The organism is Paraburkholderia sp. BR14320, from assembly GCF_040948665.1.
Taxonomy (GTDB): domain Bacteria; phylum Pseudomonadota; class Gammaproteobacteria; order Burkholderiales; family Burkholderiaceae; genus Paraburkholderia; species Paraburkholderia youngii.
Map to the genome: position 1 here is coordinate 383,494 of NZ_JBFPKG010000001.1, position 17,033 is coordinate 400,526.

Here is a 17,033-nt window from a genome sequence, read left to right on the forward strand (position 1 = left end):
CGATGAGATCCACCCATTTCAAAGGGACGCTCCTCGGTCTGATCAAGGCGGGCGTCGCCGCAACGATTCTGCTCACGGCAAGCGGCATGGCCTGCGCCCAAAGCGTCAGTCTGACGGCGCAGGCCTCGACGATTGCGCTTCCCGACGGACAGGTCGTGCCGATGTGGGGTTACGCCTGTTCAGCGGCGGCGACGGCGCCCGCCACATGCGCGGCGTCGAATGCGGGCGCGGGCGCAAACTGGTCGCCTGTCGTGATCACGGTGCCGCCCGGCTCGCTGACCATCAATCTCACGAACAGTCTGCCGGGGTCGATACCGACTTCGCTTGTCGTGGTCGGCCAACTCGGTGTCGGCCAAGGCACGACGGCGACGAGCACGGCAAGCCCGGTGCATGCGACGCAAACCGCGACCACCTGGCCGATCGCCAGCAGCGCGAGCGGCGCGAGTTTCACGCCGCCCGCCCAGCCGCCGCGTGTGCAGTCGTTCGCCAACGAAGTGACGCATGGAAAGACGACCTCCCTGACCTGGAACAATCTCAGCCCCGGCACTTACCTGATCGAGTCGGGCACGCATCCGTCCATTCAAGGGCCGATGGGCCTGTACGGCGTACTGGTGGTCAGAACGCCGGCCAATGGCTCGACGCGCGCGCTGGCCTATCCCGGCGTCAGCTATGACGCGGACGTGCCGCTCGTGCTGAGCGAAATCGATCCGGTGCAGAACGCCGCCGTGGCAGCGGCGGTGACGACGTCCGGCTTCAGCGAGACCACAGTCTGGTCCGGTCAGCCGAACGGTTGCGGCAATCCGTCGTCGTCGACGTATGGCACCTGCTATCCGCCGGCGGTGAACTACGACCCGCGCTATTACCTGATCAACGGCATCGCGTTCGACCGCAACAACGCGGCCGGTTCGACCTTTGCGGCTGCAGCGCCGGCCTCGACGGGGCTCGTGCTGCTGCGCTTCGTCAATGCCGGGCTGCGCATGCACGTGCCGTCCGTGGTGGGCGCGCAAACCGGCAACCCGGCGATGTCCGGCTTCTCGCTGCTGGCGGAAGACGGCAACGTTTTGCCGGGCAATCTGCGGGTTCAGTCGGAGGTGTTCCTCGCTGCCGGCAAAACCTATGACGTGCTGATGAATGCGCCTGCAACGGGCGCACTCGCGTTGCCTGTGTTCGATCGCGAGTTGAGCCTGTCCACCAATAATCAACGCGATGGGGGCATGCAGGGGTATATCAGCGTGAACGGTGGCGCAACGCCGGTGTCGACGGCTGCCAACACCGGCGCCGTGGCCAACCCCGACAAGTATTTCCTCGTGCCCGGCAACACCCTGAGCGTGGCCGATCCCGCACGCGGCGTGATCGCCAACGATGTGGGCGTCTCCGGCGTGCAGGTCAAGACCCCGCCGACAGGCGGCGTGCTCACGCTGAATCAGAACGGCACCTTCACGTATGTGCCGAACAGCGGCACGACGTCGGACAGCTTCGTCTATCAGGCGAACGGCAATCCCGCGCTGACAGCGCTAGTGACACTGGCGCCCTGCACGGCAAGTTCCCATTGCCTGTCCGGCGCACCCGTTGCGCAGGCCGACTCGTACACCAGCAATATCGCTTCGCTCCTGCACATCGGCGCACCGGGCGTGCTCGCCAACGACACTGACCCGTCTGGCCTGCCGCTCACCGCGACCTTGTCGGGTGCGGTAACGGGCGGCACCGTCACGCTGAACGCCGATGGTTCGTTCAACGCCGTACCGTCGGTGCCGCCGAAGGGCAGCTCGACAGCCACGGTCACGTTCCACTACAAGGCGGTCAATTCGCAGAACACGGCTAGCGCACCCGCAACGGTCACCGTGAAGTTCAACGGCGGCAGCGGACTCGCCGTGGCGGTTAAGGACGCGCCGACCGGCACGTTGATCAAGGACTATCGCTGGATCATCGAGGAGGACCGCACGTTCCAGATCGACCCCGCCTGCCAGGTGAACGGCGCCGGGCGTCCGGCTACCTGTCCGCCGCTGCCGGTGCCGAGTCTCGGCACCAGTTTCCATACCAGCTACATGCCGGTGATCGCGTCGGGCTGCGTGGGAACCGTATCGTGCGAGTCCGGGCAGACGGTGCTCGATCCGTCCAGCAACTCGCATCTGCCGGCCGTTTGCGACGTCGGCAACGGAGTATGCCGCACGGACGCGGCGCAACAGACTCCGGTCGATCCGGCGCAAGTCGCGCTCGATCCAACCAGGCATTACTACATTTCGATCCTGCCGGGCGACGCGGGCAACACGTTCTCGCAAGGCTCCGGCACGCCGCAACCGGGGCCGAACGGTACGCAACGGCAATTCGACATCTCGAAGGACTGCCCGTCCGGTCCGGGCGGCGCGGACTTCGCGCCCGGTACCGGCAAATGCGGTCACGCAATGGGCGGCGCGCCGATCGCAGCAGCGCAAACGGCAGTGAACGTGCTGTTGCAACAGACCCCGCTGCAGACCGCGAAAATCTCGGTGTTCGTGTTTGAAGATGACGCGCCGGTCAACGGCGAAGTGGACGTGAGCGGCGGTACGGACGCATTCGGCACGGCGCGCGAACCGGGCCTCGGCGGCTTCGAAATCAAACTCTTCGACGACGCGGGCGGCACGGGCGACCCGACCGGGCAGATGAGCTACGACATGTTCAACATGCCGCTGTCCAACTCGCTGGCCGGAATGAAGGACCCGACCACCGGTCTCGACGCTTGCCCGATCTCGAAGACGACACATGACGGCATCGTCGGCATGATCCCGACATGCCCGAAATTCGAGTCCGACGGCAAGACACTGTCGCCGCTGGTGGGCCAGGCGATCATCGCCAATCTGATGCCGGGGCGCTATGGTGTGCAAGCGTACCCTGCGGCCGACCGTATCGGACGCGGTGAAGAGTGGCTGCAGACCAACACGCTCGACGGCCAGAAAGCTCACGATGCGTTCATCAAGGTCGGCGGCCCGGCGTACTTCCAGGAATTCGGGCCGGCGGGTTTTCACGTGACGATCGGCTTTGCAAATCCGAAGATCATCAATGCGCGACTGCCTGCTCTTTGCAAAGGCGTGACCTGCAACAACGGCATCAAAGGCCGGATTACCAACCTGCACTACAGCCGGCCGCCTAATGAAAACCTCTATGGCGCCGGCTCGCGCGACTCGCTCAGCTTCACGCAGTGTTATGTGAGCGTCGGCGATCCGGACGGCGAGGATGTTGCGTTCACCAAGTGCGCGGCCGACGGCTCGTTCAGCGTGAGCGGCTTGCCCGACGGCACGTACAGAATCACGGTGTTCGATCAGTGGAACGATCAGATCGTCGACGGGCTGGCGACGGCCGCAGCGGTGAAGGGCGGCCAGACGGCGAACGTCGGCGAGCTGTCAGTGCTTCAATGGCACACCAATCTGTACACGCGAACCTTCCTCGATACCAATGGCAATGGCGTGTCGGATGCCAGCAAGCCCGGTGTCGCGCTCGTACCCACCACCATCCGGTTCCGCGACGGCAGCTATTCGAACTTCAATACCACCGACCTGAACGGCTATGCGTCGTTCAACGAAGTATTCCCGCTGTTCAACTGGTACATCGCCGAGACCGATACGACGCGCTACAAGCAGACCGGCGTCCATGCGGTCTACGATGCGGGCGGTCCGCCGGATGGCACGCCCGGCGGCGGCACCTCGACCATTGCGGCTCACTACGCCAACACCAAGGAATCCGCGACGTCGCACCTGCCAACCACCCTGCGCTTTCCCGGCTCGGTGTATTGCAACGACGCGGACTGCAACGATCGCTCAGGCACCAATCCATCGACGGGACGGATCGATCCGCCATGGGTGACGACCATGGGTTGGCAAGGCTTCTCCGGTCAGAGCTCGTTCATCGAATTCGGCAAGGCGCCGTTCGGCCCGACCGAAAACGGCGGCATTCACGGCGAAGTAGTCTATGCGTCGACACGGCCGTTCGACGACCCGGCCCAGCTCGTCCACACGAGCTGGACGCCGAACGTGCCGAACGTCACCGTGAACCTCTATCAGGAGAACGTTGCCGCGGACGGCACCCAGAGCCTCGCGCTCGTGGATACAACCAAAACCAGCAGTTGGGACGACTGGGCGCAGGGCTTCCGCTCGGACGGCGTGCCGAACATGAACTGTCCGGGCCAGGAAACCACGGACCCGTTCTTCTTCACGCTGAAAAACTCGAAGCAGTGGCTCGATTCCCAGCAGCGCGCGTTGCCGGCAAACTCGCAATTCAAGTGTTATGACGGCATGCACGCGTTCAACCAGTTGCAGCCCGCGCCGTATGACGGGATGTATCAGTTCCCGAGCGTGACGGGCCGCAACCCGACCACCGGCAAGCCGACCGGCACGAACTGCTCGATCTGCGTGACCAACCCGTCCGGCGACGGCACGAAGATGCTGCCCGCAGGCAAGTACGTGGTCGAAGTCATCGTGCCGCCGGGTTATGAACTCGTGAAGGAGGAGGACAAGAACATCCTGATCGGCGATAACTACATCGCGCCGGTGACGCAACAGTTCGGCAGTCTCGGCAACATCTTCATCCTGCCCGACCAGGCGGCGGTGAATTCGAGCTACAACGCCAACAATGCGCAGAACCCGACCACGGATCTCGGCATGCAGCCTCGCAACGAAGAGGTCACCGGCGTCATTCAACCTGCCTGGCCGTGCGTGGGCGCGCTGCGGATCGTGCCCGACTACATCAGCCTGTTCCCCGGTTCGCAGGAAGTCGCACCGTTCGCGGGCGCGTCCCGGCATCTGTGCGACCGCAAGGAAGTCACGCTGACCAACCAGATGTCGGCGGTCGCGAAGTTCTGGGTGTTCAGCTCCACGCATGTCGCCGCTCACTTCACGGGCTTCATGCTGGATGACTTCTCGTCGGAATTCGACCCGTACTCGCCGCAGTTCGGTGAAAAGTTCGCGGTGCCGAACGTGCCGGTTTCGCTGAAGGACTTTGCCGGCAACGAAGTGTCGCGTGTGTATTCGGATCAGTGGGGCATCTTCAACGGCCTGAACTATTCGACGTGGCAAGTGAATCCGCCGAACCCGACGGGTTACGCGCCGACCATGATGGTGGCCTGCATGAACGATCCCGACATGCCCGATCCGGCGCATCCCGGCCAGACGAAACGCGATCCGCTCTATAACCCGGCGTACAGCCAGTTCTGCTACGAGATTCCGTTCATGCCCGGCCAGACGCAGTACATGGATACCCCGGTCGTGCCGGTCCAGGCGTTCGCGGACGGCTACAACCAGCCCGACTGCGCGTATCCCGACGCGACCCCGGCCGTCTCGACGGTGACCGGCGACTCGAGCGGCGGCGGGGCGGGTCCGTGGGTCAGTGCGGCCGGCCATGCGCTGACGATCAAATCGCTCGGCGACCAGACCGTGGTCAACCATGCCTATACAGGACCGGCCGCGACCACGGCGCCGTATAACCAGAAGTTCGTCACGCGTCACTATGGCTTCGGGGCCGCGCAGGGCACGGGCACCGTGACGATTGGCGGTGTCGTCGCGCCGGTGACCTCGTGGAGCGACACGCAGATCACGGTGACGGTGCCGAACCTGAGCGCGGCGCAATCGAGCTGCACGATCCAGCAGCGTGGCGTCAACACGACGACGCGTTGCGGTGAACTGTCGATTACGGCCGGCAACGGCAAGAAGTCGATCGATACCGTCACGGTCACGATCGGCGGCAAGGCGCCGACGTATGTGGCTGGCGAGAACGGCACGAGCAACGCCATTCAGAAGGCCATCGATAGTGCAACCCCGGGTGACATGATCATCGTCGGACCCGGCGTCTACAACGAGATGCTGTTGATGTGGAAGCCGGTTCGTCTGCAAGGCGTCGGCGCGAGTTCCGTGACGGTCAACGCGAATCCCCACCCGTCCGGCAAGATGGACCCGTGGCGCAGACAGGTCGACTGCCTGTTCGGCGTGGCGCTAAACGGTGGGCTGATCAGCTCCGGCAACCCGTACGACCCGACCGGAAAGTACTCGTGCAGCACCGCGATGCAACGAAAAGTGGATGCGATTCCGCTGGAACCGACGATAGGCTGGGACAACACGCTCAACGGCAACCTCGGCGAACTGCTGATCGAACCCACGCTGATGGGTGCCTACGAAGGCGCCGCCATCACGGTGCTCGCCAAGGGCGTGCGCGACGTGAACAACGCGGCAGATCCGAACTGCACGGCCAACGGCATCTGCACGCCGCTCACCAGCAGCAACACGGATTGCACTCAGTACCCCAGCAACTTCCTGTGCAATCCGTCGCGGGTGGACGGCATGACCTTCACGAATAGCTCGCAAGGCGGGGGCGGGATCTTCCTGCACGGCTGGAACCACTACACGGAGGTGTCGAACAACCGCGTGTCGAGCAACGCCGGAACGCTCACGGGCGGCATCACGATCGGCCAGGTCGAAGTGCCGGACGGCACGATCGCGGCGAACGGCATCACGCAGTTGCCGTTCGCGTACAACACCCATGTGAACGTGCACCACAACGCGGTGACCGCGAACGCATCGTATGGCGATGAAATCAACTCGACGACGCCTTCGTCCGCAGCCGGTGTGACGTTCTGCTCGGGCGCCGACAACTATCACTTCAACTACAACTGGGTGTGCGGCAATATCAGCAGCGGCGACGGCGGCGGCATCGCTCACTTCGGCTTCAGCTACAACGGCGACATCTCGCACAACTGGGTGATCTTCAACCAGAGCAACAACCCGACGTTGCCCACGTACGGCGGCGGCATCATCGCCCAGGGCGTGCCGCCGGACGGCACCTTCTGTGAAAACTCGACGGTCGACATCGACTGCGCGCCGCAGCTTTCCGACGGCGTCGGCCCGGGCCTCGTGATCGATGGCAACTTGATTGTCGGCAATACCGCGGAAAGCGGTAAAGGCGGCGGTCTGCGCTTGCAGAACATCAACGGCACGGACGTGCAGCGCAGTCCGAACAACCGCAACGCGTGGCACGACGTTAGCGTGATCAACAACATCATCGCGAACAACGTGGCGGGCTGGTCGGGTGGTGGCGTGTCGCTGCAGGACGCGGTGCGGGTGAGCTTCGTCAATAACACGGTGATCTCGAACGATTCGACTTCGTCGGCCGGCGTGCTGTTCAACACGGCGCTGGCTGCACAGGCGAACGTCGGGCCGCCGAACTGCACGACGGTGGGCGCCGAAACGACCTGCAGCCCGATCACGACATCCACGTTCCAACCGTCGGGTCTCGAGGTCGCGCGGCATACGTCGAACTTTATCAGTGCGTTCACGAGCCCGAACGTGGTGTGTCCTGGCAACCTGCCGAACTGCACGAGGTTCTCCAACCCGGTGCTGACGAACAACGTGTTCTGGCAAAACCGCTCGTTCTATATCACCGTGGCTGGACTCAATCCGAACATTCCGGGCCTGCAGAACACGGTCGCACTGAACCCGACGCTGAACCAGTCGGGCCAGAAGACCGGGTATTGCGATCCGCATGCGATGTATTGGGACATCGGCGCGTATGGCGATGTGAAGCCCTCGACTCACGAGTCGGGGGTGACGCTGGCCCCGCAGTATTCGATCCTGACCGATGCCGGCGATTACCCGAACGCGCACAACAGCGGTGCGAATCCGAACGTGGTCAGCCAGTACTGCAACGGTTCGCGTGTGCCGCCTGAAGGTGGCGGTAACGGCTTTGCGGTGCCTCCGGGGATTGCCGACACGGTGCTGCCGAATCCGCTCTTCAGCCTGCTGCCCTCGGCCACGCCGGATGAAGGCAACAACTGGATCAACATGTCGTACGGGCCGCTGTCGCTGTTCAACGCGACGATCCCGTCGGGCACCGCCGGCTACGGCGTGCCGCTCGGCAACTATGCGATCCAGTCGAATTCGCCGGCGGTCAACGCAGCCACGCCGGTTGGTGCGCCGAACCACGACTTCTTCGGCACGGCCCGCCCGCAAAACGGGGGGGTCGATATCGGCGCGGTCGAGTTGCCGCGCACGGGTGGACTTGCCGGTCTCGCTGGGCTGGTGACAGGAAGCAATCTGTCGTTCGGTCCCGCAGGGCTCGACCAGTTGCTGAACGTCATCAACGACGCGACTCAGGTGCAAAGTACCCTGACGGGAGCCTTGCCATGAAACACCCGTTGTCGTCGGCGTGGCGCAGAGCATCGCTGCTATCGGGAGTTTGTCTGGCCGCGACCATGCTGGATGCAGCCGCGGCGCAGCAAAACCCGGCGGCCGCGACTTCGGCAGGGGCGTCGCCGTATATGCCGGTGAAAGTGCCGCAGCACGCGCAGCAGCTGTATCAAATGATGCATGGCGTCGACAACCTGAGCGTGCGGCGCACCGCCTCCGGCAATCTGCTGCGCTTCAGCTATCGGGTCACCGACCCGGCGGTCGCGCAGTTGCTCGGCGACAAGAACTCGACGCCGTATCTGTATGGCGAGAGAAGTCATGCATTGCTCGAAGTGCCGGTGATGGACACGATCGGCCAGCTTCGCCAGACCGGTCCGCAGGAGGTCGGCCAGCAATACTGGGTGGTGTTCTCCAACAAAGGCAACCTGATCAGGGCAGGCGATCGCGTCAACGTGCTGATCGGCACGTTTCATATCGATGGACTGGTGGTCGAATGATCGCGTCAGCGATCCGCGAAGAAAGGGAGGGGTGAGCCATGAAGCGGTTGTTTTCGATGACGGTCCCGATGGCGGCCTTGCTGGCCGCGGCCCTGATGCCGGCCGCGGCGTCGGCGGCCGACCTGAGCGCGGCGCAGATCGTGGAGCGCAACGTCGCTGCGCGCGGCGGTCTGAAGGCGTGGCACGCCGTCAACACGATAACGATGACAGGACAGATCGACGTGGGCGGCACCAAACCAGTCAAGCTGCCGTTCACGATGACGATGAAGCGGCCGCACAAGAGCCGCTTTGAACTTCGTTTCGACAATCAGACCGCGTATCAGGTCTACGACGGTTCGCAAGGCTGGAAAGTCCGGCCGTTCCTCGGACGAAATGACGCCGAGCCTTATACGTCTGCCGAGGCGAAATCGGCCGCGAACACCGCCGATCTCGACGGCCCGCTGATCGACTACGCGAGCAAGGGCAGCCAGGTCGCGGTGCAGGGCATGGATACCGTGGAGGGCCACCGCGCCTACAGGCTCATGCTGACGACGAAAGATCACACCGAGCGTCATGTGTGGATCGACGCGACGAACTTTCTCGAGCTGAAAATGGATGGCGACCCGCGCAAGCTTGACGGGCGCATGCACAACGTCGCCGTCTACTTCCGCGATTACCACGCGGAAAACGGCCTGGTCGTGCCGCATACGCTCGAGACAATAGTCGCAGGCGTGAAGCAGACCCATCAGATGACGATTCAGCACGTGACGGTGAATCAGGCCGCCGACGATTCGCTGTTCGCCAAGCCGCAACTCGTCATGGTCAAGGTGCCGGCTCGCTAGCGACGGCAGCACACCGGGAGAAGGTCATGAAACGGATTTCTTGGTGGTGGTTGCTTGTGGCGATCGCCGCCGCGTTCGCGCTGGAGCAGATGCCGGCCGCGAGGTCGGACGACAGCCTTGGCACGGAGGAAATCGTCGCGAGGAACGCCGAGGCTCGCGGCGGCGCGGATGCCTGGCGCAAGGTCATGTCGATGGAGTGGGTCGGGCACGTGGACAGTCCGAATGCACCCGCGTCGAATCTGCCATTCATGCTCACGTTGAAACGTCCCGACCTTACTCGCTTCGAGGTCACGGCGGCCAATCAGATGATCGTGCACGTATTCGACGGCAAGGAAGGCTGGAAAGTGCGCCCGTCGGGAAGCGGCGGTCCGGATGTGCGCCCGTATACGAGCGATGAAGTGAAGTTCGCGCGCGACGCGCAGGTCATCGACGGCCCGTTGCTCGATCACGCCGCGAAGGGCATCGACGTCGCACTCGAAGGCACCGACAAGGTCGAAGGACGCGATACCTATCGTCTGTCGCTGCGCTTGCCCTCCGGTGCGACGCGCCACGTGTGGGTCGACGCGCAGAATTTCCTCGATGTGAAGTCCGACCGCGAGGCGCGCGGTCCTTCGGGCCAGCCCGCGATCGTCGAGGTGATGTATCGCGACTTCAGGGACGTGGATGGCGTGCGGATTCCGTTCGTCATCGAAAGCGGCCCGATCGGGACGGATAGAAAAGACCGGCTGGTGATCGACAAGGTCACGCTCAATCCGCCCCTCGACAGATTGACGTTCGCCAAACCTGTTTGGCAGGGGCGGCACGCTTCCGTCACGATCGGCGCCGACACCTCGCCGGCGAGCGGCTCGCCGGTCCGGCCGGTTCCTTAGTCATGCGCCGCGCCGGGTTCTTTGGGGTAGCGGCCGCGCTTGCCGCGCTGCTGCTGGCCGGCGTGCAACTAGCGCGCGGCGCGCCTCCCATCGATGCCGGCGAGTCGATCTACCAGCGCGGCATTGCCGGCTCCGGGGAAGCGGTTCAAGCGAGCCACGATGGCGGCGTGCGCATGCAAGGCGCCGCCGTCGCATGCATGAATTGTCACCGGCGCAGCGGGCTCGGCGCGCGCGAAGGCAACAGCACCATTCCACCGATCAGCGGGCAGTATCTGTTCCACCCGCGGGTTCAGAATCCCGAGGAGCTGGAGATACCCTACGTCGACGGCATGCGGGCCAATCGCGAGCCGTACACGGACGCGACGATCGCCCGTGCGATCCGCGAAGGCGTCGACTCCGAGGGCAAGCCACTCAGCAATCTGATGCCGCAGTTCGCGCTGAACGACGCGGACATGGCGGCGTTGATCGGCTATCTGAAGCGGCTCGACCGGCGCAGGGCGCCGGGCGTCACGGATACCGTGCTGCACTTCGCGACGATCATCACACCGGACGCGGATCCGGTGAAACGGCGCGGCATGCTCGACGTGCTGGAACACTATTTCGCCGACAAGAACGCTTCGCCGCTCGGTGCAACGCCGCCGCTGCGCACATCGCGCAAGATGATGTTCATGGTCAACCGACGCTGGGAGTTGCATGTGTGGGAACTGCACGGCCCACCCGAGACCTGGCACGAGCAGTTGAAAGCGTATCTGACGCAGCAACCCGTATTTGCGGTGTTGTCGGGAATCGGCGGCAAGAACTGGGCGCCCGTTCACGACTTCTGCGAGCAGGAAGCGGTGCCGTGCCTCTTTCCCAACGTCGACGTGCCAGTCGAGACCGACCAGGACTTTTACTCGATGTATTTCTCGAAGGGCGTTCTGCTCGAGGCCGGGCTGATCGCGAAGCGTATTCTCGACGCGAATAGCGGCTCACCGGCTGGCATGGTGAAGACCGTACGCCAGGTGTATCGCGCGGGCGACAGCGGCGAGGCGGCGGCGCTTGCGCTCGCGAGCGCACTGAAGGACCACGGCGTGAGCGTATCGAGCCACAGGCTCGCGCCGGGCGATAGCGTTGCCGAAGCGCTTCGCGGTGCGCGTGGAGCAGATGCGCTGGTGCTGTGGCTGCGGCCACCTGATATCGCGGCGGTCGCAGGCAAGCCGCCCGCTTCGACTCAGGTCTTTGTGTCGGGACTGATGGGTGGCCTGGACCGCATACCCTTGCCGCAAAGGTGGCGCGACGCCGCGCGTATCGCCTATCCGGTCGACCTGCCCGAGGGACGGCGCGTGCGTGTCGATTACGCGTTCGGCTGGTTCGCGATCAGGCATATTCAGGTCGTCGACGAGCGCGTTCAGGCGGATACCTATCTCGCGTGCGGGCTGCTCGCCGAGACCCTCAGTCACATGGCCGATGCGTTCGTCAGAGACTACCTGGTAGAACGCGTCGATGACATGCTCGACCATCGGATCCTGACGGGCTACTATCCGCGCCTGACGCTCGCGCCGGGTCAGCGCTTTGCCTCGAAGGGCGGTTATCTCGTTCGCTTTGCGCAACCCGAGAACACGCGTGTCGTTGCCGATGGCGCGTGGATCGTGCCCTAGCAGCCGGGCAGGGCGGCATGACAGCGCCGCCGGCGCGCATCAGCCGCTGACCGTCAGCAGACTCCGGTAGCGGTCCAGCACGCGCGGCACGTACTGACGCGTCTCGGGGATCGAAGGGATGCGATAGCCGGCCCGAATCACGGCGTTCTCGCCCGCGTTGTACGCGGCCAGCGCAAGTTCCATGTCGTCCTGGAAGAGATCGAGCAGGAAGCGTAGATAGCGCGCGCCTGCCAGCACGTTGTCGCGCGGATTGAACATGTTGCCGCCCGAAAAGCGCCGCGCGGTGTCGGGCATCAACTGCATGAGACCTTGGGCACCTTTGTCCGATACCGCATTCGGGTTGTAGCGCGACTCGACGTCGATCACCGCGCGCAGCAGTTCGGGCGCCACGCGAAAGGTGCGGCTTGCTTCTTCGATCACGGCGCTGAATGTGCTGTTTGTACGTTTCGCACTTCGCTCGGGCGGCGGGTCCCCCGCGACGATCACGCGCAGTCCCGCCGTGCCCGGTGTATTGGTCAGGACGATCGCACCTTGGCTGTCGACCGCGCCAAAGATGTCCGCATGCGCGAGCCCAGTTGATGTCATGCCGAGGGTCATCGTGACCGCCCGAAGCGTACTCGCCGACAGCAAAGAAGAGCGCTTGCGCATGTTCGACATCCCTCCGCGTCGACATTGTGAGTCGCGCAAAAGGACCTGAGCAATGGGGCACCCTCCTACTTTTGGAGGTGCGCCGAGGAGGGTATTTACTGATTTGCAGGAATGTTACATCTGTAACGAATCGTGAGATCCGTCAGGCTTGGCTATTGTTTGTCATTCGCCTCAGGGAAGGAAAATAGTTCCGATGGGGGCGGATGGCGTAGTTTGTACTACCTCGCATTCGCGAAACACAGGAAGGACGCACTTTATTCCTATTTTTACCAAAATCAGTTTTTCCGTCGAACGTATCTGTTTTGAAACGTTTTTCGCCAACTTAGTTAATCAAACTAAAGGTTGCGTCGTGCTTCCCGACTCTGGAAAAGGTCCTGAGCCAGATGGCGCGAACCTTGCACAGCAAGGCCGCGCGGGCAATCGGATGTGGTCAAAAAATATGTTAAGTCAAAGTAAGAATAGGTTAATTTATTGGAAAGAAATATCCAAGGAATTAGAAAGAAATATTTGAAAGAAGAAAATCGTCCTGCCACAGGCGCTTACGGTTGATGAATCAACCGTCCATGCTCTAACGAGGGAGTGGGGATCGTGAATACCAAATATCGCGTCCTGGTCAGCGAGGATCATGATCTGCTGCGAAAAGGATTGTGCTCGATGCTGTCAGCACAAGGCGAATTTCCTGTTGTCGGAGAGGCGACGGACGGCAAGCAAGCCTGCCAGTTCGCCATGGCGCTCAATCCTGATCTGATCCTGATGGATCTGTCGATGCGCGGCATGAACGGCATCGACGCGAGCGCGGCGATCAAGCGCCGTTCGCCTCACGTGCGTATCCTGGCGCTCACCGTGCATCAAAACGAAGAGTACGTGCGTGAAGCGCTGCGTGCGGGCGTCGACGGTTATGTGCTGAAAGATGTTTCGTTCGACGAACTGATTGTTGCGATGCGCGCGGTGATGCAGGGAAAAAAGCATCTGAGCGCCGATGTGTACGGCTACATGGTCGACTCTTTCATTACCGGCCGCGAAGCAGTGGCGCCGAAGAACGCGTGGGACATTCTCACGGCGCGCGAGCGCAGTGTGCTGAAGCTGATTGCTGAAGGGCGTACCAACCGCCAGGTCGGAGAGTATCTGAACCTCAGCCCGAAGACGATCGAGAAGTATCGGGCGAGCGTGATGCACAAGCTCGCCATTGAGAATCTGACGGAACTCGTGCTGGTCGCGATCAGCATGGGGCTGTTGACTTCGCTCGCGACCAAATGCGCGGAACGCGATTCCGACAAGCCAGTCCAGCCGCCGGTTGCGCATCCGGAGCCGCCAGCGGCACCCGGCGATGTCGAGGAACTGCCAGCGTCGAGGCTCAGTGGACCAGCAGCCGGATGAGGGCAGCGCGCGGAGGTGAGCCGGCGGTGTCCGTCAAAGCGTCCAACTCGCCGATACGAGTGTGCCGATGGCGTCGGAAGAGTGGATCGAGAGAAAGCCACCCTGCGATTCGACACGGTGTTGCATGCCGGCGAGGCCGAGGCCCATCGAACCAATGTCCTCAGGTGACAGGGGGCGCGCATCGTAGCCGGTGCCGTTGTCCTGAACGGTGAGCAGCAGACCGGTGTCGATCCGTTGCAGGGTGAGCCGGATCTCGGTTGCCGCTGCGTGTTTGACGATGTTATTGAGCGCTTCCTGAGCGAGGCGGAAAATGTCCGCCTTCAGGTAGTCGGGCACATCGCGGTCGTCGACGTCGCAGCGGAAGTTCACCGCCAGGCCTTCGGCACTGCGCTCGACGCGCCGGCACAGCGTGCTCAACGCGACGGCGAGACCCAGCCGGTCGAGTGCTAGCGGACGAAGTTCGCCGCATATCTGTCGCATCTCGCCGATCGCCTCGCGGATTTGCAGGACGGTGGCGTCGAGCTTTTGCGCGGCGTCTTCGGCTTGTCCGTGACGCAGGCGCATGCGCGAGTCCTCGACCATCAGCTTGATCAGCGTGAGCGCCTGGCCTAGACCGTCGTGCAGTTCGGCGGCGAGGCGTTGACGCTCGCGTTGCTGACCGATCATCAGATACTTCAGCCGATCGCGGGCCGCCGCTTTGGGGAGATGGACGCCAGGCGCAAGCGAGGCATCGGCTGCAAGGGGTTCCTCGAAGAGCATCAGTTGCGCGGCTTGCCCATCGGGCGGTCTCTGCTGCGCCTCGTCGGACGCGATCGGTTGGCGGTGCAGTAACAGCAAGGTGGGACGGCCATTGCGCAAGGTCAGCATCGTGGTGATCGGAGCAAAGTCGTGAGCGGGATCGACCGATAGCTGGGCGGCGAGCGATGCGCGTTCGCCCTCGGGCGCCATGTCAAGCAGCGAGCGGCCGACGAGTTCGCCGTTCGCGTATCCGAGCAACGCTGCGGCGCTGCGGTTCACCGACAGGAACGCGCCATGCGCCGACAGGATCGCAAGCGCGGCGCCGCGCGCGTCAGTGACGTTGTCCAGTCGCGTTTCGTCGAGTCGCGCCGCGATCCCAAGCTTGCGCATCGCATCGACAAGGTCGCGCAACCTCAGTTGCCGTGCAGCGGGCGGAGGTGCCTGCATGGGATCTCCCCAGCGAGTTTGCTTAAGGAAACCTTAAGCATTGGTTATGAATTGTAGGTCCGCGCACGTCGCTCTGCCAACGGGACAACTACGCACGTCACGCGGGGGACACTCCGCTTTATGCGGGGTGGATGTTACCGCTGGTAGACGTACCCTACCGCGTTTTGGGGGACTTTATCCAATGACGTGCGCGGGCGATTTCATGAGACTGAATTGAACGGCCGGGCGCGTCGCTGTGCTTCTTATCGCGCTATTGCCATTCCATTGTCTCAGGAGACCCCATGAAGACGAACCGCACATGGATGATTGGCGCGCTCGTGCTGACCGGCGCGGGGCTGACAGGCGTCGGCGCGGTGGCCGCGACTGCCGAAGACGTCGCCGATGGCGCCGCGATCGAGGTGCAACATCATCAGGCGACGGACATGCAGCCGGCGCCTGCCGGGCAGATGGCCCATGAGATGGCCCACGACACCGCGATGCACATGCATCACCACCATGACATGACCACGGGCACGGTGCGCTCGACTGTGCAATACACACTGCCCGCGGTGACGCTGGTTCGCGACGACGGCAAAGCTGTTTCGCTCCCCGACGAGCTGAACGACGGCCGTCCGGTCATCCTGACGTTCATCTACACGAGTTGCACGACGATATGCCCAATGGTCAGTCAAACCTTCGAGGAATTGCAAGCGAGGCTCGGCGCCGACCGTGACAAGGTTCATCTTGTGTCGATCTCGATCGATCCCGAAGAGGACACGACAGCCCGCCTGAAGGCCTACGCCGCCCGCTTCGATGCCGGCCCCGAGTGGCAGCACTACACCGGCACCGTCGAGGCTAGTATCGCGGCTCAACGCGCGTTCAACGTCTATCGTGGCGACAAGATGAATCACACCGCCGTAGTCTTTTTCCGCGCGGCACCCGGCGAGCCGTGGCTGCGTCTGGACGGTCTCGCAACGCCGGCCGAACTGCTGAGTGCTTACCACGACGTCGTCGCCTCGAACTAGTCATGGCGGGCCGCCAGGAGCGAGCAAAGTGGCGACGACTTATCACGTACTCATCGCCGAGGATCAGCATCTGTTGCGCGGCGGTCTCCGTACGATGGTGTCCTCCCTGCCTGACTACACCGTCGCGGGCGAGGCGACCGACGGTATCAAGGCGTGCAGTCTCGCCTGGGCCATCCGGCCCGATCTGATCCTGATGGATCTCTCGATGCCAGGCATGAGCGGCATCGAGGCCATTACCGTGATCAAGTATCGGATCCCGCAGGTGCGGATCATCGCGCTGACGATCCACAGCAGCGACGAACACGTGCAGGAGGCGTTCGCGGCGGGCGCCGATGGCTACGTGATCAAGGACGCCTCGTTCGAAGAACTCGTCGGCGAAATGCGCCTCGTGATGGAGGGCAAACGCAACCCCGCGTTCGAACAGCATGCCGGGAACGGCGTATCGTGCGATCCGCTGCCAGGCGTTTCGCGCCATGCGCAGCTATGGCACACCTTGACCGCTCGCGAACGCGCGGTGCTGAGGCTTGTCGCGGAAGGCTGCACCAATCGGCAGGTCGGCGAGTATCTGCAACTCAGCCCGAAGACCATCGAAAAGCACCGCGCGAGCCTGATGCGCAAGCTCGACGTGACGAACATCACCGGCCTCGTGCTGATCGCGCTCGACATGGGTGTGCTGCCGTTGTCGAAACCGGCGCGCGCGCTCGATCGCTTCCTGTGAACGACGCGGGAACTGGAGGGTCTTTACCCATCCCTTTGGTCTGGTCTCCCTACTTCTTGCCGCTGTCCACCTGAACAAGAATGAGTAAAACGGCTCTGGTGTTATCGGGCCGGTGGGTCGACAGAAAGGGGGC

11 protein-coding genes are annotated in these 17,033 nt (G+C 63.2%); 9 read left to right on the plus strand and 2 right to left on the minus strand.

The window, feature by feature from the left end; all coding sequences use genetic code 11:
* The first annotated feature begins 2 nt into the window (after window positions 1-2).
* From AB3X89_RS01810 to AB3X89_RS01830, 5 genes are read left to right on the plus strand one after another with little or no spacing between them, the layout of a single operon-like run.
* Window positions 3-8,144, plus strand: a complete 8,142-nt coding sequence (locus AB3X89_RS01810; RefSeq protein WP_368581525.1) for an Ig-like domain-containing protein — start codon at window positions 3-5, stop codon at window positions 8,142-8,144.
* Window positions 8,141-8,641: a hypothetical protein gene (locus AB3X89_RS01815; RefSeq protein WP_368581526.1), complete on the plus strand. Its 501-nt coding sequence runs from the start codon at window positions 8,141-8,143 to the stop codon at window positions 8,639-8,641. Before AB3X89_RS01810 ends, AB3X89_RS01815 begins: the two co-directional genes overlap by 4 nt.
* A 38-nt stretch (window positions 8,642-8,679) precedes the next feature.
* Window positions 8,680-9,462, plus strand: coding sequence for an outer membrane lipoprotein-sorting protein (locus tag AB3X89_RS01820; RefSeq protein WP_368581527.1), 783 nt, complete (start codon window positions 8,680-8,682; stop codon window positions 9,460-9,462).
* A gap of 26 nt (window positions 9,463-9,488) precedes the next feature.
* The gene (locus tag AB3X89_RS01825; protein ID WP_368581528.1) at window positions 9,489-10,331 is read left to right on the plus strand and encodes a hypothetical protein; all 843 of its coding nucleotides are present in this window, start codon (window positions 9,489-9,491) and stop codon (window positions 10,329-10,331) included.
* Between the two features lie 2 nt (window positions 10,332-10,333).
* Entirely contained in the window at window positions 10,334-11,968 is a 1,635-nt protein-coding gene (locus AB3X89_RS01830; protein ID WP_368581529.1) for a c-type cytochrome, read from the plus strand.
* 39 nt (window positions 11,969-12,007) lie between these two features.
* Here the strand turns inward: AB3X89_RS01830 and AB3X89_RS01835 are convergent, their stop codons facing one another.
* Window positions 12,008-12,565 (minus strand): lytic transglycosylase domain-containing protein, encoded by a 558-nt coding sequence (locus tag AB3X89_RS01835; RefSeq protein ID WP_368581693.1) that lies wholly within the window; start codon window positions 12,563-12,565, stop codon window positions 12,008-12,010.
* Window positions 12,566-12,809: 244 nt separating this feature from the next.
* Here AB3X89_RS01835 and AB3X89_RS01840 point away from each other — a divergent pair, with 244 nt between their 5' ends.
* Together AB3X89_RS01840 and AB3X89_RS01845 are read left to right on the plus strand one after the other, a co-directional pair.
* Window positions 12,810-13,127, plus strand: a complete 318-nt coding sequence (locus AB3X89_RS01840) for a hypothetical protein (protein ID WP_368581530.1) — start codon at window positions 12,810-12,812, stop codon at window positions 13,125-13,127.
* A gap of 77 nt (window positions 13,128-13,204) precedes the next feature.
* Window positions 13,205-13,993, plus strand: a complete 789-nt coding sequence (locus AB3X89_RS01845; protein WP_176108491.1) for a response regulator transcription factor — start codon at window positions 13,205-13,207, stop codon at window positions 13,991-13,993.
* Window positions 13,994-14,026: 33 nt separating this feature from the next.
* Here AB3X89_RS01845 and AB3X89_RS01850 read toward each other — a convergent pair whose 3' ends face one another.
* Entirely contained in the window at window positions 14,027-15,178 is a 1,152-nt protein-coding gene (locus AB3X89_RS01850; RefSeq protein WP_368581531.1) for a histidine kinase, read from the minus strand.
* A 281-nt stretch (window positions 15,179-15,459) separates the two neighbouring features.
* Between AB3X89_RS01850 and AB3X89_RS01855 the strand changes: the two genes are divergently transcribed.
* Both AB3X89_RS01855 and AB3X89_RS01860 read left to right on the plus strand, forming a co-directional pair.
* A complete protein-coding gene (locus tag AB3X89_RS01855) occupies window positions 15,460-16,182 on the plus strand; it encodes an SCO family protein (protein WP_368581532.1) in 723 nt (240 codons plus the stop codon).
* A 28-nt stretch (window positions 16,183-16,210) separates the two neighbouring features.
* On the plus strand, window positions 16,211-16,900 hold the full coding sequence (locus AB3X89_RS01860) for a response regulator (RefSeq protein WP_368581533.1): 690 nt from the start codon (window positions 16,211-16,213) through the stop codon (window positions 16,898-16,900).
* Window positions 16,901-17,033: the final 133 nt, after the last annotated feature.